Origin of the sequence: Aeromonas sp. QDB56, assembly GCF_027705505.1 — a bacterium.
Taxonomy (GTDB): Bacteria; Pseudomonadota; Gammaproteobacteria; order Enterobacterales; family Aeromonadaceae; genus Aeromonas; species Aeromonas caviae.
Genome location: NZ_JAPDBZ010000031.1, coordinates 15,675 through 34,304, shown reverse-complemented (window position 1 = coordinate 34,304; position 18,630 = coordinate 15,675). Strand labels below are relative to the sequence as shown.

The window sequence follows — 18,630 nt, the reverse complement described above, 5'->3', positions numbered from 1 at the left end:
ACCAGCGGGGCTGACGCCCCGGCGAAATTCCCCTCCCACCTACGTCGGAGGGAGTCCCCTTTCGCATTTAAGATGGCGTGAACCTGGGCGCTGCCCAACAGGGTGAGGGTCAGGATGAGCGCGGTCTGTCTGAACATGATCAATACCTCTGGCAATGGGTCATTCGGGCTTGCCGCTCCCTGGGCGGCAAGGGGCTTGCGTTGGCGAGCTGCAGCCCTCTCTCACCATAGCAGGAGCGAAAGACGATGCCTGTATCAGCTCTGGGGGATGCGGACCCCCTTGTCGAGGTAGAGGCTGCTGTAGTGGGCGCGGTGGGTGACGAACATCACCTGATGGCGACTGCCATCGGAGAGAATGATGAAATCACCGGCCTGTGCCGGGCTTTGCAAGCGGATCTCGTGTTCGGGGGCCGTCAGCTTGTCGGCCTCCTCCCGGAAGGTGAGGGTGTAGGAATACATATGGCGCTCCACCGCAGGCTCATATACAGACACGCCTACAACTCTAGCCGCGGTGGCCGGGATCCGCGGCGCCCAAGCGGCGCCGATGGTGCAGATAATGTCAGCAACGGTGAGGCACAGGGATCAGGGACGACCACTGAGCAGGATGGCGCCGCCCAGGGTGATGAAGAGTCCGCCGGTGATGCGGCCAACGAGGCGCTCGCCGCGACCTGGCTTGAAGTAGCGACCGGCGCGCCTAGCCAGGGCGACATAGCACAGATGCACCAGGCTGACGATGGCGCAGATGGTCAGGTACATGGTGATGAACTGCAGCGTCAGCGGACTCTGGTGATCGAGGAACTGGGGCAGCAGAGCGCAGAGGAAGACGATGGTCTTGGGGTTGCTGGCGGAGACCAGAAAGGCTTCTCGCAACAAGGAGAGGGTGGTTCTGGTGCGTCCCCGAGCGGTGGAGGGAGAGAGCCCTTGGGCACCGGTATTGGCCGCGCGCAGCGCCTTGTAGCCCAGATACACCAAGTAGCCACCCCCCGCCAGCTTGAGGGCGACAAAGAGGGGAGGCAGGGTTTGCAGCAGGGGCCCACCCCCATGGCGACCAGACCGATGAGGATGGCCTGGCACCCCAGGTTGCCGAGGATGCTGACAAGGGCGGCGCGCCAGCCGTGTTGCAGACCGTTCTTGACCACCAGCAGCACATTGGGGCCAGGGGTCAGTGTCGCCAGCAGATAGGCCAGCGCAAACAGCATCCAGGTATTGGGGTTCATGAGCACATCCTTGGCGTCAAAGCAGGCATGATGCCAGCCTCTTTGACGAGTCGTCCAGCGGCGTCTCTCCCGGCCCCGAAGAGGATTCAGGGGAGGGCAATCCGGTGCAGCATGGTCTGCGGCTGGAAATGCAATAGGCAAGGATGTGTATAAAAAAATCGCATTAAGGCAGTTTTTTATGATGTGTTAAAACCGCAGATAAGCTGTCTTTTTTCTCACCGGCTAACCAATGGCGTCGCAGCATACTGATTTCACCGATATCGATGGATCGCCAATCGTAAGCGCTGCTCGTCCTGCCTCGAGCTTGTCGACTTGCAGGGTTCCTTGAAGTGCTCTTTCTTTGGTGCGAGAAAGATCACTGTTGTGGACAGAAAGATCCCCTCTACTTGGCCATATGGAACCGCAATGAATGAGGGGGGAGGATGTCACTTTTTGATGAGCGTCGAGTGCAGGATCTCTGTGCCCGCTTGCTGGCAGACACTAATAACCAGGGATATTCACTCGATAGCAAGCATGGCCGCGAGTTGAGAGATCTCCTGCAGGCTGTGGGTGGAGTCAAGCCAGTGGGACGAGGGGCTCGTCATGTGTTGACCGATGCTGGAAGGAATTATCTCGCAGCACAGCTGGCACAGGTTGCACCAGTGATGCCGGACAGGCGTGACACGATACGGGCTCTCGGGGTGGACCTGCCCGCACATCTAAACCAGGCCAGTTTTCATGCCCTCTGGCATGGGGACAGCAAGAGCGGGATAGATCCAGATAATGATGCTATCGACATCACGCTGACACAGGATGAAGTGATTCGACTTCGCACGCTGAGCCCGCTGTCACTCATCGACCAGGACGGACTGCGCCACGACATGAGGGCGCAACTGGCACTATTGGGAGAGCTGGTCTTACCGGAGCGCTGCTTGAGTAAGTTACATGGCATTGAGTGGCAGGGGCGGCAACTGGTCACGGTGGAGAACAAGGGAGCTTTCGTGGATTACCCGCTGCAAGTGGGGGAGTTGTTGCTCTATGTGCCTGGCCGCAATACCAAGTTGGCACGTCAGGTATTCCCGCTGTTGCCGGCTGCCGTACCCTGGGCCCATTTTGGCGATCTGGATCAGCGCGGATTGGATATCGCTAACGAGCTGGCCCATGCCCTTCGTCGTCCGTTGGCTCTTTGGCTACCCGACACCTTGATGGCCTATGTTCATCACTATGCCCGCACTCTGATCCGCCGTCTGGAGGGGCAACCGATCAGCAGAGGCAAGATCCCATGGGAGGAGGTCCCCGTGGTGAGTGAGCATGGCAAGCAACTGGAAGAGGTCCTTATATATCTGATCGAAAGGGGATTGTGGTTGGAACAGGAAGTATTGGTGCTAGCCGGAGGTTGGCAGTCATGGCCACTCGACGCGCCTTGCGGCCAACGCAGTAATGAAAAAACCGCCATCAGGCGGTTTTAATGGTTGTCAGCCCCTTTTCAGGGCTTTTTTCAGCTTTTTGATCTTGCTTTCGTGCTTGGCGATTTTCGCCTGGCGGGCGGCGATCTTCTTCTTGATCTCTTTCTTGCTGGCCATGGGGCGGCTCCTTGTCTCGTGGGCGCCATGGGGATCAGGGTGCCCGGGGTCTTTCCATGCGTGCCGGGAAGGCCCTCTCCGTTGGCGCACTGACAGTCAGGGGAGGGGCATACCGCGGAACTGGTTTGCAGGATAGTCCAGTTTCCCGCGAGTGCCACCCGAACGGCAGGAAACAGAGGCAACAAAAAAGCGCCCCTGGGGGCGCTTCTGGCTTGAAGGGGCGGTATCAGGCCTTCTTCAGGTAGGCGGCCACCAGCACGATCTGCATGCCGTTGACCTTGCCCTCGATGTGCAGCGGGTTGTTGGTCAGGCGAATGCCCTTGACCAGGGTGCCGCGCTTGGCGGTGAAGCCCGCGCCCTTGACGTCCAGATCCTTGATCAGGGTGACGGAGTCCCCTTCCACCAGCACGGCGCCATTGGAGTCGACGGTCGGCACGCTGTCGTCATCGTCGCTGGTCACGCCGGCGTCTGCCCAGGCCTTGACCTCGTCTTCCATGTACATCATGTCCAGCATGTCCTGGGCCCAGAGCTCGCCCCGGGCGACGAGGGCCTTCAACTGGCGCCAGGCCATCACCTGCACCGCCGGCACCTGGCTCCACATGCTGTCACCCAGGCAGCGCCAGTGGTTCACCTCCGTGGTGTCCGGCTGCTCCAGCTGGCCGCGGCAGGTGGCGCAGAGGGCCACGCTGTGGTCGTCGTCGCTGGCGGGGGAGTGCGGCACCGGGAAGGCAGTCAGCGCATGTTCTGCGCCACACAGCTCGCATTTGGCATTTGCACGGGCTTGCAGGATGGCATTGATGGTCATGATTGGGTTCCGTTTATAGGGGTAAAGCTGCTCGCCGTGGCGGGCTGCGCGAATGAGGGGCCGGAATATAGCACAAATCCCTGCTTTTTGTCAGGCTACCAGCGGCGCACAGGCGAGTGCTTTTTGACGGCAGATCGCTAGAATGAGCCTCCCTTTTTGCGCCAAAGGACAGGTTCACCGTGCTGGCCCACCGTTTTCGACAACTGGACTGCTTGCTCACCGCCGAGCGACGCTGGTGGCAATACCAGCCCTATCACCATTTGGGGATCGCCTTTGCCCGCGAGGCGCCAGCCCTTGCGAAGTGCCTGGCAGCCCTGACCCTTGACGAGATAGCGCACCTCGACGGGGACATGGATGCGCTCTGCACCCTGCTTGCCCCCTGGATCCCGGCGGGGGCCGAGTTGCAGGCCCTCGGCGAGCTTGCCCCTTTCGCCCCAGAGCCCGTCCAGTGCGCCAGGACCATGGCGATGTACATGCCGGGACGCAAGCAGGGGCAGATAGAGGCCTTCACCGGCTGCCTGCCCCCCCACCAAGGTCCCTATCTGGAGTGGTGCGCCGGCAAGGGGCATCTGGGGCGCCTGGTGTCGCTGCACCGTGGCGCGGAGATCCTTAGCCTGGAGTGGCAGGGGGCGCTCTGCGAGGAGGGGCGGCGGCTCGCCGCGCGCGACGGCGCCAACATGCGGTTCGTGGAGGCGGATGCCTTTGCCGCCGAGTCCGGGGCCCTCATCGCCCCGCACCATCACGCCATGGCGCTCCATGCCTGCGGCGATCTGCACACCCATCTGTTGACGCGGGTGGCCGAGGGGCGTGCCCAGGGGGTGACCCTCTCCCCGTGTTGCTACCACCTCATCAGAGGAGAGCACTACGCGCCCCTCTCCCGGGCCGCCAGGGCCAGTGCCCTGCGCCTTGGCAAGAGCGATTTGAAGCTGCCGCTGCAGGAGACGGTGACCGGCGGTGCCCGCATCGCCCGGCTGCGGGAGCGGGAGGTGGTGTGGCGCCTCGCCTTCGACTGCCTGCAGCGCCAGGTGCGCGGGGTGGATGAGTACCTGCCGGTGCCCAACCTGCAAAAGAGCCTGCTGACCGGGGGCTTCGAGGATTTCTGCCACTGGGCCGCCGAACGCAAGGGGATGGGCTTGCCCGCGGGGCTCGACTACGCCGCCTTGCTGGCACAGGGGGAGCGGCGCTTTGGCGATGTCGCCCGCATGGAGCTGGTGCGCCACCTGTTTCGCCGTCCCCTGGAAATCTGGCTGCTGCTCGATCGCGCCCTTTTCCTCGAGGAGCAGGGCTACCGGGTGGAGGTGGGCACCTTCTGTCCCAAACCCATGACCCCGCGCAATCTGCTGATCCGGGCGGTGCGCGCAGGGGGGATCTGAGCAAGAGTCCGGACAGGTCGGATGGCTGCGGCCGCAAGACCAGGGGCTGGATCCCCCTGCAAACGAGCGCCATCTGAGTGCAGGGAGGCATGGCTCACAATTTCGCCAAATTCTTAATTCTTGTCGTGAATTTAGTTGTCAGGATGCCTATGCTCGCCCTGACATTTTCAAGACAAGGATGGTTACCCATGTTCATGCTCACGCGTACCGCCTGCCTGGTTGCCCTCGTCTGGGCACTGCCCGGCCAGAGCGCCATGACAATCCAGCCCGATCCCCAGAACAGCGGCGGCTATGTGATGGCGGCGGCGGATCTTGCCAGTGCGGCCCAGGCCAAGACCGCCAACCTCATGTACGGGATCTGGTCCCACGCCCTGGCCACCCGGCCCAATTCGGTGGTGGAGGCCATCGTGGCACGCGCCCCCGGCAACCCGGACAACGTCAAGCGGGTCGAGCGGGTCTTCACCGAATCGGACTGGGAGTTCCTGACCCAGATGGCCGCCCCGGAGTACACCTACGAGCGCTTCCTGCGGGCGGTGGGCAAGTTCCCCGCCTTCTGCGGCGACTACACGGACGGGCGCAATGCGGACGCCATCTGCAAGAAGTCCATCATCACCGCCTTCGCCCACTTTGCCCAGGAGACCGGCGGCCACATTGCCAAGGAGAATGTCTCCGACAACCCCCTTGGGCTGGAGGAGTGGCAATAGGCCCTGGTGCACGTGCGGGAGATGGGTTGGTCTGAGGGGCAGACCGGCTACACCACGGGGTGTGGCCAGAGTGACTGGCAGAACCGGCGCTGGCCCTGCAGCACCGGTCAGGGCTATTTCGGTCGCGGCGCCAAGCAGCTCTCCTACCACTTCAACTACGGCGCCTTCTCCGAGGCCATGTTCGACGGCGACGCCACCGTGCTCCTCAACAACCCCGGGCTGGTGGCGGACTCCTGGCTCAACCTCGCCTCCGCCATCTGGTTCTTCCTGACGCCCCAGGCTCCCAAACCCGCCATGCTGCACGTCATCGACCGGACCTGGGTGCCCTCCCAGCGTGAGCTGGCGGCGGGCATCGGCTACGGCTTTGGCACCACCATCAACATCATCAACGGTGGCATCGAGGTGCGGCGAGCAGAACAAGAACAAGGGCCAGCCGGTCAACCGCATCCGCTACTGGGAGGGGCTTGCGGCCCACTACGGGATCCCGCTGCTGGCGGACGAGAAGAACACCTGCTGGCAGCAGATCCCCTATGGCAGCCTCAACCTCAACGGCGCCACCGACGTGCTCTACACCAACTGGGACGGCAACTGGAAATACTACCCGGACAGACCCGGCGGCTACTCCTTCGAGTGTGATCTGGTAGGGTACCAGACCGCCTATTCGGCCCTGGTGCCGGGGGATTACGAGAAGTGCGTGACCAACTTCTACGGCTCCCACGCCAGCTGGCCCAAGGTACGGGTGGTGGCCACGCTGGATCCGGCCCCGGTCGACCCCGGCACGCCACTGGTGGACGGGGTACCGGCCTGGGAGGCAGGCAAGGTCTACACCGCGGGCAACAAGGTGAGCCACAAGGGGATCATCTATCAGGCCAAGTGGTGGACCCAGGGCAACGAGCCGGGCAAGGGCGCAATGCTGTTCAGATAAGCACATTTTTGACTAATTATTCATAAATGCGACTTGAGTTGGGGGAGCAAGGCTGTTTCCAGTCGATGTTCCTTCAGCCTTTATCCAGCGTGGCTTGCAATAGAAAGAGGGAGGCATCATGCCTCCCTCATTTTTAGCCCTGATACTACGTGGACTGGAACTCAAATTCTCTTAAGTGAACAGCATTGCGGGCAAGGGCGACCCCTGGGCACCGGTGACCTGAGAGTCAGTACAAGCGCAAGCACCCCGGGGAGGCCGCGCGCCTCCCTTGTTGATTGCCGCGCTGGCTTGCTGCGCCTCTTTTGGCACTGATAGCCTGCGGGTTCACACCGAGGGAGGATGACCATGAACATCGCCATTCATTTTGAAATTCCGGTACAGGATATGGAGAGAGCCATCCGCTTCTATGAGGGAGTCTTCGAGACGGTGCTGGAGCGGGTGCAGATCGATGGCAACGAGATGGCGCTCTTTCCCCTGGAAAGTGGCACGGCGGGCTGCTCCGGCGCCCTGGCGAAGGGGGAGAGCTATGTGCCGAGTCTGGATGGCACCCGGATCTATCTGCGGGTGCCTGACATCGAGGGGGCCATGGCCCGGGCACTGGCATCGGGCGGGGCCTGTCTCTATCCCGTCACCCGGGTCGGGGAGAGCCTCCGGGTGGCGGAGTGTCGGGATTGCGAGGGGAATCGCATCGCCTTGCAGGAGGGAACCTGACCATTATTTATCCGGTGCATGGGGTGTGTTGAGTCATTCACTCGATGAATAAAGAGGGGGATTTTCCCGCTCCGGGAGCCTCAGCCCCGCGGTGAGGCTCCGGAATGGTCAGTTGCCGCCCCCCGGATCCCGTGCTACTTCATCTGGTGCGGCAAGAAGGCGAGCACCCGTTCGCCCGGTCTGTCGCCCCAACTCTCAGGAGGCATCATGGAAGGACATTGTCTGTGTGGCGGGATCACTGTGTCGAGCGGCGATCACAAGGAGGTCAACCTGTGTCACTGCGCCATGTGCCGGCGCTGGTCAGGGGGACCCATGTTCGCGGTGCACGGGGGCAAGGGCGTACGGTTCACCGGGATGGCCCCGGTGGCCTACCGCTCGTCGGAGTGGGCGGAGCGCGGATTCTGCCCCACCTGCGGCACCCATCTTTTCTACCATCTGTTGCCGACGGACGAGTACATCCTCTCCGCCGGCCTGTTTCAGGATCAGGGGTTCGAGCTCACCGGGCAGATCTTCATCGACGAGAAGCCCGACTTCTATGCCCTCAAGAACGACACCCCGACCCTGACCGGACAGCAGGTGTTCGAGCAGTTCGCCCCCAAACCCTGAGCCTGTACTCACCCCGAGGAGAAGCCATCATGGATGAACAACCGAAGGTGAAGGGGCCTGCCTCCTATTTTCCCGCCATCGAGCAGAAATACGGCCGGCCCATCGCCCACTGGCTGACCCTGCTGGCAGGGCGGGAGGAGCGCAAACACATGGCCCTGGTGGCCTGGCTCAAGGACGAACACGCCATGGGTCACGGCCATGCCAATGCCCTGGTGGCCCACTTTTTGGCGCAGCCCGATGCGCCCGGCGTGGCATGACAGTGCCACAGTGCAAAACGTGCAGGAAAGCCAGAGGAGCAGAGAGATGAAGATAAGCGTCAGCGTCTGGGTTGCCAGGCCGATTGCCGATGTGTGGCAGGGCTGGAACACCCCCGCCAGCATCATGGCGTGGAACGCCGCCTCCCCGCAGTGGCACTGCCCCCAAAGCCGGGTGGATCTGCGGGTGGGTGGGCGTTTTTGCCACCACATGGCGGCGCGGGATGGCAGCACGGGGTTTGATTTCGAGGGGACCTTCACCGAGGTCACCGCGCCGACGGGGCTCGGCTACGTCATGGACGATGGCCGCGAGGTGAGCGTGCGGTTCGTGGCAGAGCAGGGGGGCACCCGGGTGGAGGAGCGGTTCGATGCCGAGTCCCTGCACAGCGGCGAACAGCAGCGGGCGGGGTGGCAGAGCATCCTGGATAACTTCAAGCGACATATGGAAGCCGCCAGCTGACCCCTGTGGGGCGCCATAAAAAACCACCGCAAGCTGGCGGTGGTTTTTTTATGGCGTTCGCCCGGGGCGGGGCGGGGCGGGGAAGGGGGTCACTCCTCGATGTCCAGCAGCACCAGGATGGCGCTCTCGCCCCCCCACTCCCGCGGCGCCTGGTGAAAGGCGCGCACAGCGGGGTGCTGGGCCAGCCAGCTCGGGATGCGCTGCTTGAGGATGTGCTTGCCGATGCCGTGCATCACCGAAGCGACGTGGATGTTCTCTTTTCGGCACAGGGTGAGCAGGGCCGCCAGCTCCTGCTTGGCCTGGTGCTGGTTCATGCCGTGCAGATCCAGATAAATCTCCGGCGGGTAGCTGCCGCGCTTGAGCTTTTTCAGCTCGAATTTTGACACGTCGTCGCGCACGTAACGGGTCGGCCCGTCCGCCTCGAGATGGGGCTGGTACTCGTCGCTGAAAAAGTGGTCAACCCCAAGCTTTTCGCGGCTCTCGCGCACTTCGCGTTTCTGCTTGACCGGGCTTGAGGAGGCCCTTATGGTATCTTGCTTAATTTTCCGGGTACCTTTGACAGCATCACGAAACAGCAGGCTTTCCTCGTCTGTGAGTGAGGGCGTATTTTTCATCAGGTACTCGTCTTGCTCGCTGTATAAAATTCTCGGGCCGGATATTACTCGACTTGGAGGTGGATTTGGACAAGATATTTATCGATGAGGTGGTTGCCGAAATGCACACCATCCAGGACATGTTGCGCTGGGCCATGAGTCGTTTCAACGACGCCGGGATCTTCTACGGACATGGTACCGACAACGCCTGGGATGAGGCCGTGCAACTGGTGCTGCCCGCGTTACATCTGCCGCCGGACGTGGATCCCGCCATGCGCCACTCCCGCCTGACCACCAGCGAGCGCCACCGCATCGCTGAGCTCATCATCCGCCGCGTGCAGGAGCGCATTCCGGCGCCTTACCTGACCAACAAGGCCTGGTATGCGGGCTGGGAATTCTACGTGGACGAACGGGTGCTCATTCCGCGCTCCCCCATCGCCGAGATGGTGGCCAACCGCTTCGCCCCCTTCCTGAAAGACGAACCGACCCGGATCATGGACCTGTGCACCGGCTCCGGCTGCATCGCCATCATCATGGCCCACGAGTTCCCCCATGCGGAAGTGGATGCCATCGACATCAGCGTCGATGCCCTCAACGTGGCCGAGCGCAACATCAACGATCACGGGCTGGAGCAGCAGGTTATCCCCATTCGCTCCGATCTGTTCCGGGATCTGCCGGCCGGTGACAAGTACGATCTCATCGTCTCCAACCCGCCCTATGTGGACTCCGAGGACATGTCGGATCTGCCGGAGGAGTTTCGCCACGAGCCGGAGCTGGCCCTGGCGTCGGGCTCCGACGGCCTCAAGCTCACCAAACGTCTGCTGGCCAATGCCGCCGACTTCCTGAAAGAGGATGGCGTGCTGGTGGTCGAGGTGGGCAACAGCATGATCCACCTGGAAGCCCAGTTCCCCGAGGTGCCCTTCACCTGGGTCCAGTTCGAAAACGGCGGCCACGGCGTCTTTGTGATGACCCGCGCAGAGCTCGAGCAGTACCAGGCCCATTTCGCCATTTACAAGAACTAAGCAGCAAGGAGCATTCATGGCAGGGAACAGTTTCGGCCAACTCTTTCGGGTCACCACTTTCGGCGAGAGCCACGGTCTGGCGCTGGGCGCCGTGGTCGACGGCTGCCCGCCGGGGCTGGAGATAAGCGAAGACGATTTGCAGGGGGATCTGGACAGGCGCAAGCCCGGTACGTCCCGCTACACCACTCAGCGCCGCGAGGCGGACGAGGTGAAGATCCTCTCCGGGGTGTTCGAGGGCAAGACCACGGGCACCTCCATCGGGCTGCTCATCGAGAACACCGATCAGCGCTCCAAGGACTACTCCGAGATCAAGGATCTGTTCCGACCCGGCCACGCCGACTACACCTATCACCAGAAGTACGGCCAGCGTGACTACCGTGGCGGCGGCCGCTCCTCGGCCCGCGAGACCGCCATGCGGGTCGCGGCGGGCGCCATCGCCAAGAAGTACCTGAAACAGGTGCACGGCATCGAGATCGTGGGTTTTCTCTCCCAGCTCGGCCCCATCAAGGCGGAAGGGTTCGACGAGAGCCAGATCGAGCAGAACCCCTTCTTCTTCCCCGATGCGGGCAAGCTGGAGGCGCTCGATGAATACATGCGTGCCCTCAAGAAAGAGGGAAACAGCGTGGGGGCCAAGGTGTGCGTCGTGGCGCGCAACGTGCCGGTAGGCCTAGGGGAGCCGGTGTTCGACCGCCTCGACGCCGACATCGCCCACGCCATGATGGGCATCAACGCGGTGAAAGGGGTGGAGATCGGTGACGGCTTCGCGGTGGTGGAGCAAAAAGGCTCGGAGCACCGGGACGAGATGACTCCGACCGGCTTTGCCAGCAATCATGCGGGGGGCATCCTGGGGGGCATTTCGTCGGGTCAGGAGATCGTGGTGAGCATGGCCCTCAAGCCTACCTCCAGCATCACGGTGCCGGGCAAGACCATCACCACCAGCGGTGAGGCCACCGAGATGATCACCAAGGGGCGTCACGACCCCTGCGTCGGCATCCGTGCCGTGCCCATCGCCGAGGCCATGCTGGCCCTGGTGCTGATGGATCACCTGCTGCGCCACCGCGCCCAGAACCAGGGCGTGCACACCCAGACCCCGCAGCTGCGCTGATCACGCTGCGGGCCAGGTGAGTGATCACCAGATACCACAAGGCGACCCCAGGGTCGCCTTTTTCATGGTTTTTTGCCGGCGTCGGCGTCAGGGGGCCGATGGCGTCGAGAGCGATGGGTGCCGGGTTGCGTCCAGGCGGCAGCGGGGCGGCGCAAAGGCGGGATCCGGTGAGGGCAGGGTGGCGATGGCGGCATCGATGCGGGCGAGCGCCTCATCGTTCACGGCCTTTTTGGCAAACATCAGGCGCACCGGCTGCTGGTGCAAGAGCACCTGACACTGGATGGCATTGCTCGCCCCGAGCTGGTAGCGGGCGTATTGCCACTCCATGATGACGCCGTCGAGGCGGCGCGCCAGCAAGAGGGTGAGCAGCCTGTCATCGCTGTTGTATTCACTCGCCTGCCCGAGGGCAGGGCACTCCTCGTTCATCGGCAGGGGGCGGGTACCCCGCAGCTTGCCAAGTCGAAGCCCCTTGGCCTGGCAGAGGGTTGCCAGCGCGGTGAACCCTTGCCAGCCGTCGGGCTCCCCGGCCTGCGGGCGCTGGCTCAGCAGCACGAAGCTGGCGCGCCGATAGGGGGCGGAGAAGCGGGCGAACCGCTCCCGCTCGGGGGTTTTCAGGGCGCCCATGGCCACGTCCAGCTGCTGGCGCTCCATGAGGTAGAGGGCCCGGGCCCAGGGTAGGTTGCGAAAGGCGGGCTCAACGCCTGCCTTGCCCAGGATCTGGCGGGTCAGGGTCACGTCCAGTCCGCCGAGGGTGCCGTCGGCAGCGATCTGGCTGAAAGGGGGCCAGTGGCTCCAGGCCACCGACAGGGTCTCCCTGGCGACGAGGGGCGGGGCGAAGAGCAGGGGCAAGACGAGGCCCAGCATGCGCCGGGCGGTGGGGGTGAACTTCCGTTTCAATCAAAACCTCCTGTTCCGTGTATCGCGCCGTCCCCGGCAGGCTGTGCAGGGGCTTTGATACATACGGCGATTCGGGCCATTTTGTCCTGCCTTTGTCGCTATTTCCAGCCGCGCTGGGAGGTGCATCACATTTTCCTCGTCTAAGTGCGCCAACTCCGTTAGACTGCGCCTCTATTCTTTCCCCTTTGCTCTGCTCCCCGGGGAAATCGTTGTTTTCTCTATAGGCCCGGATCCTGTGAGATGGCATCGGCTCAGCAGAGGAGCCCCACCACGATCTTTGGCGCCCCTATCCCTAGCAGGTAACTATGAGTTTTACTTCCCTCGGTCTGGCCGAACCCTTGTTGCGTGCCGTTGCCGAGCAAGGCTACGACACCCCGTCTCCCATTCAGCAACAAGCGATCCCGGCGGTACTGGCTGGCCGTGATCTGATGGCCGCCGCCCAGACCGGGACCGGCAAGACCGCAGGTTTTACCCTGCCGATGCTGCAGCGTCTGACTGAAAGCAAGCGCAAGGTCTCCCCGAACCGCATCCGTGCCCTGGTGCTGACCCCGACCCGCGAGCTTGCCGCCCAGGTGGGCGAGAGCGTGCGCAACTACGGCAAACACCTGCCGATCCGCAGCCACGTGGTATTTGGCGGCGTGAGCATCAACCCGCAGATGATGGCGACCCGCCGTGGTCTGGACGTGCTGGTGGCCTGCCCGGGCCGCCTGATGGATCTCTACAACCAGAACGCCGTCAAGTTCGATGAAGTGGAGATCCTGGTACTGGACGAAGCGGATCGCATGCTCGACATGGGCTTTATCCGCGACATCCGCCGTATTCTGGCCCTGCTGCCGAAGAAGCGCCAGAACCTGCTGTTCTCTGCCACCTTCGCCGACGAAATTCGCGAGCTGGCCACCGGTCTGCTGGACAACCCGGCGGTGATCGAAGTGACCCCGCGCAACAGCACCGCCGAGCGCATCGAGCAGCTGGTACACCCCTGTGACAAGGCCAACAAGATTGCCCTGCTGAGCCATCTGGTCACCAGCAACGACTGGCAGCAGGTGCTGGTGTTCACCCGTACCAAGCACATGGCCAACCGCGTTGCCGAGACCCTCGACAAGAATGGCGTCAGCGCCGCCGCCATCCACGGCAACAAGAGCCAGGGTGCCCGTACCCGTGCCCTGGCCGGTTTCAAGGATGGCAGCGTCAAGGTGCTGGTGGCGACCGACATCGCCGCCCGTGGTCTGGACATCGACAAACTGCCGCAGGTGGTCAACTTCGAGCTGCCGAACGTGGCGGAAGATTACGTGCACCGTATCGGCCGTACCGGTCGTGCCGGCGCTGCCGGTCACGCCATCTCCCTGGTCGCGGCCGATGAAGGCAAGCTCATCAAGGCCATCGAGCGTCTGACCAAGCAGAACATTCCGTGCGAGCAGGTGGCCGGTTTTGAAGCCTCCCGCGAGACCCTCGACAACATCGCCCGTGGCATCGGCGCGCCGCTTCGCAAAGAGCCGCGCGATCCGAGCGAGCAGCGCCGTGCGCCGCGTCCGCAAGGTCAGGGCCAGCGTCAGGGTGCCGGTCGTTCTGCCAACGGTGGCAATGGCGGTGGTAATCGCTCCGGCAACGGTGGCAAGCCCAAGCCCCAGGGCGGTCAGCGTCCGGAAGGCGGCACTGGCAAACCGGCCCAGGCCCGTCGTCCCCGTCGCGCCAGCCACAACCAGTAAGCGGCCAGGGAGCCAGGCACCCCGGCTGTTCGGTTGATACAAAAAGCCCCGCCAATCTGGCGCAATGCTGTTCAGATAAGCACATTTTTGACTAATTATTCATAAATGCGACTTGAGTTGGGGGAGCAAGGCTGTTTCCAGTCGATGTTCCTTCAGCCTTTATCCAGCGTGGCTTGCAATAGAAAGAGGGAGGCATCATGCCTCCCTCATTTTTTAGCCCTGATACTACGTGGACTGGAACTCAAATTCTCTTAAGTGAACAGCATTGCGCCAATCTGGCGGGGCTTTTTGTCCTGGTAGACGCTATTCACCGTAGAGGCGAATTTCCAGTACATGGGTGATGGCCTCGCCGCTCCAGTGGTACTCCAGATGACGGGCGTGGTCCACCCGGCTGACCAGACGGGGGCGATAGAGCACGTGACAGTCGTGACCGGGGTGGCGCACCGAGCGGTAGTGGATGCCGTCCGCCCCAGCAACCTTCTGCTCCCGGGCGAAGGCCTGGGCGGGGCCGTAATCGGTGGCGTGATAGAGGGGGCCTGGCAAAAACGCCGGGCCCGTGATGTCGATGAGGCTGGCGCTGAACTGCGCCTGGATCACCCGCATCTGCACCTTCTGGGCCGGCTCCCGGGTGTACCCGAAGATCCGCTCCCTGTGGTAGACCGTCTCCTTGATGCCGGTGTCGAGGGAGGGGGCACAATAGTAGCCGCCAAAGTCCCCCGTGGTGAAACGGGCACCCTCGGGATTGAGGTGGGTGAAGGCGGCCATCACATAGCTGCCGCCGGGCAGCCCCACCAGCCAGTCTTCCCTGGGCACCCGCATCAGCTCGCCCGCCTCTTCCCTCAGTCTGTCGTTGGTCAGCGCCTCGACGGCCCAGACCGCCTCCAGCTCGTCGGCGGTAGCGACGTCTTCATAGAGGCAGATGGGGGGAAAGCGGCTCGGAATGATGCGATAGGCGCAGGCATTGTGGAAGGTGCGCAAGGGCGGGGAGGACATCAGGCCATCTCCCCGCGCCAGGCGTGCAGCCGGGTGGCCACTTCGTAGAGATCGGCCACCCGCCCACCCTGCATGACCTCCATGGCGCTACGCCCGGCGAAGAAGGGGTGGCTGTTGGGTTTGCGCACCCAGCCATAGATGCTCTCATCCAGGCTGAACAGCAGCCGCAGGCTCTTGTGGATGTTGAGTAGATAGCTCATCCGCTCCTGGAGATCGGCGCTCAGCCGAATACCGCCGCTGGCCTCCTTGTACTTGTTCAGGGTGGAGCGGGAGGTAATGCCAAGCAGCCTGAGCTGTTCATCCGTGCTGCACTGCCATTTGTCCAGGATGCGAAACACCACGGGCAGGGCCTTGCTGGGATCGACGGCGGGCTGTTGCCGGGGAAGAGATGCGGTGGCGACCATGTTGCCTCCCGGGTTGGCGTGCCAGACGGGCACGGGATCATGGGTTGTCTGCTAAGCAGTGTAGGGCAGGGGCGCAGTCATGTACATATCTATACATGGTTGCACTCAAATGTTCATTGTTGGATGGGCTTCGCGAGGAGGGGCGCGGGTCGGCCAAGTGAGCCCGTGCCAATGACACGCCCCGCCAACTGGGTTGGCGGGGCGTGTCTCTTTGCGGCGTTTCTGTTTGTCGGGTCGAGGAGATCAGAGGGCGGGCAGCAGCCCCATGCTGACGCTGACCTGTACCCCGACGATGAGTACCCCCATGGCACCGGCCAGACCCAGAGCCAGCACGCCACCCGGGACGCGGTAGTGGTCTGCTTCGGCCTGCTTGCGGCTCTGCCACACCAGGGCCACCGGCAGCAGCACCGCCAGCACCGCCAGCGCAATGGCGGCGTAACCCAGCGCCATGATGAAGCCTTGCGGGAAGTAGAGGGCGAACAGCAGGGGCGGCACGAAGGTGATGAGGCCGGTCTGGGTGCGGCCCTGCCAGTTGTCCTTGCGACGGGTCACCTTGGCCATGAAGTCGAACAGTCCCAGGGTCACCCCGAGGAAGGAGGTGGCGAGCGCGAGATCCGCGAACAGATGCATCGCCTGGTTGAAGGCGGGCCAGCTCACCAGGCCGCCGACGTTGGCCAGCAGGCTGTCCAGGGCGCCGCCGGTCTGGATCAGGGATTGCTGACCCAGCAGCCCCAGTATGGCGATCTGCCACAGCACGTAGAGCACGAGCGGCAAGGCGGAGCCCCACACGAAGACTCGGCGCAACTGCCTGGGGTTGTCCCCGAGGTAGAGCATGACGCTCGGGATGGAGCCGTGGAAGCCGAAGGAGGTGAAGATGACCGGCAGGCCCGCCAGCAGCAAGCCTTCCCCGAGGGGCATGGAGAGCAGGTGCTGCCCCTGGGCGCGGGGCAGCAGCAGCGCCAGCACCGCCACCATGATCACCAGCTTCACGGTGAACATCAGGCGGTTGAGGTAATCCACCTGCCTGGTGCCGACGCACACCATGCCGCCAAACAGCAGGGTAAAGACCCAGGCCGCCTGCTCCTGGCCGAGGGGCAGGCCGGCATCGGCCAGTGCCTGGGCCAGCAGGCTGCTGCCGCCGCTGATGTAGGCGGAGGCCAGGGCGTAGAACAGCATCAGGATGCAGAAGGAGGCGATGCCCTTGCCCCAGGGGCCGAGCAGGTGATCCGCCAGCTGGTGCAGGTACCACTTGCCGGTGCTGAGGCTGGCTTCCACCTGCAGCATGGCGGTGAAGGCCATCAGGGCCCAGAGGCCGATCATCAGCATCAGGGTGGCGGGGCCGCCCAGGGACGAGGAGGCCAGCGGCAGGGCCAGCATGCCGGCGCCTATGGTGGTGCCGGCAATCAACAGGGTACAACCCAGGGTCTTGGTATTCATGTCATCCATCCGAAAGTGAGGGGCGCTGTTGCAAACAAGAGAGAGCCAGTTGGCTGTGTCGGGAGGCGCCTCCGGGGAAAAGCCGGAGGCTAGCAATATCGGTGTGGATACATCTGTACCTGAAACCTGTCAGTTGTAAAAATTGGTTGCCAAGTTAGCGGATTGAAATGGCGGAAACAACCCCTTAAAAGCGGATTTTGTGCTGTAGCAAGCCGAAGGGTGGCAATAAAAAGTGACACATTGCGCCATGCGCCGAAAAAACGCGCCCCTCAGGGGGAGGCTGCCCGTCAGGCTGCGTTGCGGGTCGACATCGAGAGCGCCCGCGTTGGCGGCAACAGGGCTTGCAGAGGGTAACACGGGGCCCTGGTGGTGCGACTGGCCCGATATAAGCAAACATCGGGTCATACTCCCAAAAGCCATCATTTTCACTTATAGCGAGCCGAGGCGCCGATAAACGTGCCCTGGCGCGGGGTTGCCGCCCGGCAGATCACCTCAAAGCCAGAAGGCGAAGGGCAAAGCTGAGACAACAGGGGAGAACACAAGCAGGTGTGGGGGAGGAGGCTCAGGGGCTGGCACTGCGGGCCGCCCCCGGGGTGGTGCGTCGTTGCCGGGTCAGCGGCGGCGTTTGAGGGTACGGCTCACATAGTGCAGGCCGCTCTGGTAGTCGCCATTGACCGCCTTGAGGGCCAGCGTCAGGGCCTGGCTTGCCAGGGCGTCGTGCTGCTGGGGCAGGGAGTTGATGCCAAAGGGGAGGAAATCGAGCAGACGGTCATCCCCGAAGGTAGCCATGGCGAGCTGGCTCATGTCGGCCTCCTGCTCCAGCAGGTAGTCGAGCACCCCCTCCATCAGGATGTAGGAGGTGGTGATCAGCGCCTCGGGCAGTTGGCCGAGCTGCTGATGGAGCGTCTTGATCAGGCGATACCCTTCGGTGCGCGAGAAGTGGGCCCCTTCACACAGGTGGCGGGTCGCACTGTGACTGGCAATGGCCTGTTCGAAGCCCGCTTTTCGCTCCTGACTGATCGTCAGTTCCGGCAGTGCAGTGATCAAGGCGATATGACCGATGGCCGGGGTGAGCAGGGAGGCGGTGAGGTCCAGGCTCGCCTTCTGGTTTTCACTCGCCACGGTGACGAAGTGCTCGGTGGCCATGGCACGGTCAATGGCGAGGATCTGCACGCCCCGGGACTGCTGCTCCAGGTAGAAGGGATCCGCCGGGGGGAGGCAGCTTGCCACCAGGAGCGCATCCACATGGCGGCTCACCAGCATCCGGGCCAGCTCCTTTTCGGTGTCCGGATCGTCCTCCGAGCAGACGATGAGCAACTGATAACCCTGGGTGCGGGCCCCTTGCTCCAGGCGCTTGGCGAGCTTGGCGTAACTGGCGTTTTCGAGGTCGGGCAGGATGAAGCCGAGGGTGCGGGTCTGGCCGCCGCGCAGGGAAGCGGCGCGGCTGTCCGGCTGATAGTTGTGGGCATGGACCACGGCCATCACCTTGTCGCGGGTTGCCTGGCTGATGCGGTATTGATCGGCCTTGCCATTGATCACATAGCTTGCGGTGGTGCGAGAGACACCGGCCAGCGCGGCGATTTCATCCAGTTTCATCATGTTGGCTCTGTTTGAGTTGCAAGGCCCGCGCCGGTTCCTGGTTGGGGCGCCGAAAAGTGTGCGCGGGATCATATCATTGAAACGTACTTTCTGCGGGATCTTGAACAATGCGCTGAAACGATTCAGTCTGAGTGTAATTGAAACGATTCAGCTTGTCAGTAACGGATGATTATCTGCACTTGGAAATGGGTTCCGGCTCACCAAAGCGAGAGATCACCGTCTATTGTCAGCAGGCAAGTTACCCAAAAATCGAGTTGA

Annotated in this window: 17 protein-coding genes and 2 pseudogenes; 10 read left to right on the top strand and 9 right to left on the bottom strand. The window is 62.9% G+C overall.

All coding sequences use genetic code 11. From position 1 onward, the window contains the following. Nucleotides 1–254: 254 nt before the first annotated feature. Both OKB81_RS07470 and OKB81_RS07465 read right to left on the bottom strand, forming a co-directional pair. Complete coding sequence (locus OKB81_RS07470) at nucleotides 255–458, bottom strand: hypothetical protein (protein ID WP_039040737.1); 204 nt, start codon at nucleotides 456–458, stop codon at nucleotides 255–257. Between the two features lie 123 nt (nucleotides 459–581). Next, nucleotides 582–1,198 (bottom strand): annotated as a pseudogene (locus OKB81_RS07465) (LysE family translocator). Between the two features lie 440 nt (nucleotides 1,199–1,638). Between OKB81_RS07465 and OKB81_RS07460 the strand changes: the two are divergent. After that, nucleotides 1,639–2,664 (top strand): Wadjet anti-phage system protein JetD domain-containing protein, encoded by a 1,026-nt coding sequence (locus tag OKB81_RS07460; protein ID WP_049636773.1) that lies wholly within the window; start codon nucleotides 1,639–1,641, stop codon nucleotides 2,662–2,664. Between the two features lie 340 nt (nucleotides 2,665–3,004). On the opposite strand, the gene OKB81_RS07455 is transcribed toward OKB81_RS07460, so the two are convergent. After that, complete coding sequence (locus OKB81_RS07455; protein WP_039040739.1) at nucleotides 3,005–3,583, bottom strand: PhnA domain-containing protein; 579 nt, start codon at nucleotides 3,581–3,583, stop codon at nucleotides 3,005–3,007. A gap of 179 nt (nucleotides 3,584–3,762) precedes the next feature. Here OKB81_RS07455 and OKB81_RS07450 point away from each other — a divergent pair, with 179 nt between their 5' ends. From OKB81_RS07450 to OKB81_RS07425, 6 genes and pseudogenes are all read left to right on the top strand, one after another. Next, on the top strand, nucleotides 3,763–4,956 hold the full coding sequence (locus OKB81_RS07450) for a methyltransferase (RefSeq protein WP_049636771.1): 1,194 nt from the start codon (nucleotides 3,763–3,765) through the stop codon (nucleotides 4,954–4,956). 188 nt (nucleotides 4,957–5,144) lie between these two features. Further along, nucleotides 5,145–6,585: pseudogene (locus tag OKB81_RS07445) on the top strand (chitinase). Nucleotides 6,586–6,930: 345 nt separating this feature from the next. Continuing rightward, nucleotides 6,931–7,296 carry a VOC family protein gene (locus OKB81_RS07440; protein WP_160837624.1) on the top strand — a complete coding sequence of 122 codons (366 nt, stop codon included), beginning with the start codon at nucleotides 6,931–6,933 and terminating at the stop codon, nucleotides 7,294–7,296. A gap of 207 nt (nucleotides 7,297–7,503) precedes the next feature. Beyond that, the gene (locus tag OKB81_RS07435; RefSeq protein WP_041211468.1) at nucleotides 7,504–7,902 is read left to right on the top strand and encodes a GFA family protein; all 399 of its coding nucleotides are present in this window, start codon (nucleotides 7,504–7,506) and stop codon (nucleotides 7,900–7,902) included. A 29-nt stretch (nucleotides 7,903–7,931) separates the two neighbouring features. Beyond that, a complete protein-coding gene (locus tag OKB81_RS07430; RefSeq protein ID WP_160837629.1) occupies nucleotides 7,932–8,159 on the top strand; it encodes a DUF4287 domain-containing protein in 228 nt (75 codons plus the stop codon). A 46-nt stretch (nucleotides 8,160–8,205) separates the two neighbouring features. Further along, on the top strand, nucleotides 8,206–8,616 hold the full coding sequence (locus OKB81_RS07425) for an SRPBCC domain-containing protein (protein WP_041211466.1): 411 nt from the start codon (nucleotides 8,206–8,208) through the stop codon (nucleotides 8,614–8,616). 89 nt (nucleotides 8,617–8,705) lie between these two features. Here the strand turns inward: OKB81_RS07425 and smrB are convergent, their stop codons facing one another. Further along, nucleotides 8,706–9,230 (bottom strand): endonuclease SmrB, encoded by a 525-nt coding sequence (smrB, locus tag OKB81_RS07420; RefSeq protein ID WP_049636766.1) that lies wholly within the window; start codon nucleotides 9,228–9,230, stop codon nucleotides 8,706–8,708. A gap of 65 nt (nucleotides 9,231–9,295) precedes the next feature. Here smrB and prmB point away from each other — a divergent pair, with 65 nt between their 5' ends. Together prmB and aroC are read left to right on the top strand one after the other, a co-directional pair. Next, nucleotides 9,296–10,231, top strand: a complete 936-nt coding sequence (gene prmB, locus OKB81_RS07415) for a 50S ribosomal protein L3 N(5)-glutamine methyltransferase (protein ID WP_160837633.1) — start codon at nucleotides 9,296–9,298, stop codon at nucleotides 10,229–10,231. A 16-nt stretch (nucleotides 10,232–10,247) separates the two neighbouring features. Continuing rightward, nucleotides 10,248–11,336 (top strand): chorismate synthase, encoded by a 1,089-nt coding sequence (gene aroC / locus OKB81_RS07410; protein ID WP_042017130.1) that lies wholly within the window; start codon nucleotides 10,248–10,250, stop codon nucleotides 11,334–11,336. Between the two features lie 87 nt (nucleotides 11,337–11,423). On the opposite strand, the gene OKB81_RS07405 is transcribed toward aroC, so the two are convergent. Continuing rightward, nucleotides 11,424–12,233: a substrate-binding periplasmic protein gene (locus OKB81_RS07405; RefSeq protein ID WP_160837635.1), complete on the bottom strand. Its 810-nt coding sequence runs from the start codon at nucleotides 12,231–12,233 to the stop codon at nucleotides 11,424–11,426. Nucleotides 12,234–12,538: 305 nt separating this feature from the next. On the opposite strand from OKB81_RS07405, the gene OKB81_RS07400 reads away from it, so the two are divergent. Next, nucleotides 12,539–13,939 (top strand): DEAD/DEAH box helicase, encoded by a 1,401-nt coding sequence (locus OKB81_RS07400; RefSeq protein ID WP_160837637.1) that lies wholly within the window; start codon nucleotides 12,539–12,541, stop codon nucleotides 13,937–13,939. A gap of 303 nt (nucleotides 13,940–14,242) precedes the next feature. On the opposite strand, the gene OKB81_RS07395 is transcribed toward OKB81_RS07400, so the two are convergent. From OKB81_RS07395 to cra, 4 genes are all read right to left on the bottom strand, one after another. Next, nucleotides 14,243–14,932 (bottom strand): RES family NAD+ phosphorylase, encoded by a 690-nt coding sequence (locus OKB81_RS07395; RefSeq protein WP_042017126.1) that lies wholly within the window; start codon nucleotides 14,930–14,932, stop codon nucleotides 14,243–14,245. Continuing rightward, the gene (locus OKB81_RS07390) at nucleotides 14,932–15,336 is read right to left on the bottom strand and encodes an antitoxin Xre-like helix-turn-helix domain-containing protein (RefSeq protein WP_041211580.1); all 405 of its coding nucleotides are present in this window, start codon (nucleotides 15,334–15,336) and stop codon (nucleotides 14,932–14,934) included. The genes OKB81_RS07395 and OKB81_RS07390 overlap by 1 nt, the downstream gene beginning before the upstream one ends. A 243-nt stretch (nucleotides 15,337–15,579) precedes the next feature. After that, entirely contained in the window at nucleotides 15,580–16,773 is a 1,194-nt protein-coding gene (locus OKB81_RS07385) for an aromatic amino acid transport family protein (protein ID WP_041215115.1), read from the bottom strand. Between the two features lie 612 nt (nucleotides 16,774–17,385). Then, on the bottom strand, nucleotides 17,386–18,372 hold the full coding sequence (gene cra / locus OKB81_RS07380; RefSeq protein ID WP_010674823.1) for a catabolite repressor/activator: 987 nt from the start codon (nucleotides 18,370–18,372) through the stop codon (nucleotides 17,386–17,388). Nucleotides 18,373–18,630: the final 258 nt, after the last annotated feature.

Coding starts and splice junctions, on each gene's coding strand:
- OKB81_RS07470 (WP_039040737.1), bottom strand. CDS start 458: ATGTATTCCTACACCCTCACCTTCCGGGAGGAGGCCGACAAGCTGACG.
- OKB81_RS07460 (WP_049636773.1), top strand. CDS start 1,639: ATGTCACTTTTTGATGAGCGTCGAGTGCAGGATCTCTGTGCCCGCTTG.
- OKB81_RS07455 (WP_039040739.1), bottom strand. CDS start 3,583: ATGACCATCAATGCCATCCTGCAAGCCCGTGCAAATGCCAAATGCGAG.
- OKB81_RS07440 (WP_160837624.1), top strand. CDS start 6,931: ATGAACATCGCCATTCATTTTGAAATTCCGGTACAGGATATGGAGAGA.
- OKB81_RS07435 (WP_041211468.1), top strand. CDS start 7,504: ATGGAAGGACATTGTCTGTGTGGCGGGATCACTGTGTCGAGCGGCGAT.
- OKB81_RS07430 (WP_160837629.1), top strand. CDS start 7,932: ATGGATGAACAACCGAAGGTGAAGGGGCCTGCCTCCTATTTTCCCGCC.
- OKB81_RS07425 (WP_041211466.1), top strand. CDS start 8,206: ATGAAGATAAGCGTCAGCGTCTGGGTTGCCAGGCCGATTGCCGATGTG.
- smrB (WP_049636766.1), bottom strand. CDS start 9,230: ATGAAAAATACGCCCTCACTCACAGACGAGGAAAGCCTGCTGTTTCGT.
- aroC (WP_042017130.1), top strand. CDS start 10,248: ATGGCAGGGAACAGTTTCGGCCAACTCTTTCGGGTCACCACTTTCGGC.
- OKB81_RS07400 (WP_160837637.1), top strand. CDS start 12,539: ATGAGTTTTACTTCCCTCGGTCTGGCCGAACCCTTGTTGCGTGCCGTT.
- OKB81_RS07395 (WP_042017126.1), bottom strand. CDS start 14,932: ATGTCCTCCCCGCCCTTGCGCACCTTCCACAATGCCTGCGCCTATCGC.
- OKB81_RS07390 (WP_041211580.1), bottom strand. CDS start 15,336: ATGGTCGCCACCGCATCTCTTCCCCGGCAACAGCCCGCCGTCGATCCC.
- OKB81_RS07385 (WP_041215115.1), bottom strand. CDS start 16,773: ATGAATACCAAGACCCTGGGTTGTACCCTGTTGATTGCCGGCACCACC.
- cra (WP_010674823.1), bottom strand. CDS start 18,372: ATGATGAAACTGGATGAAATCGCCGCGCTGGCCGGTGTCTCTCGCACC.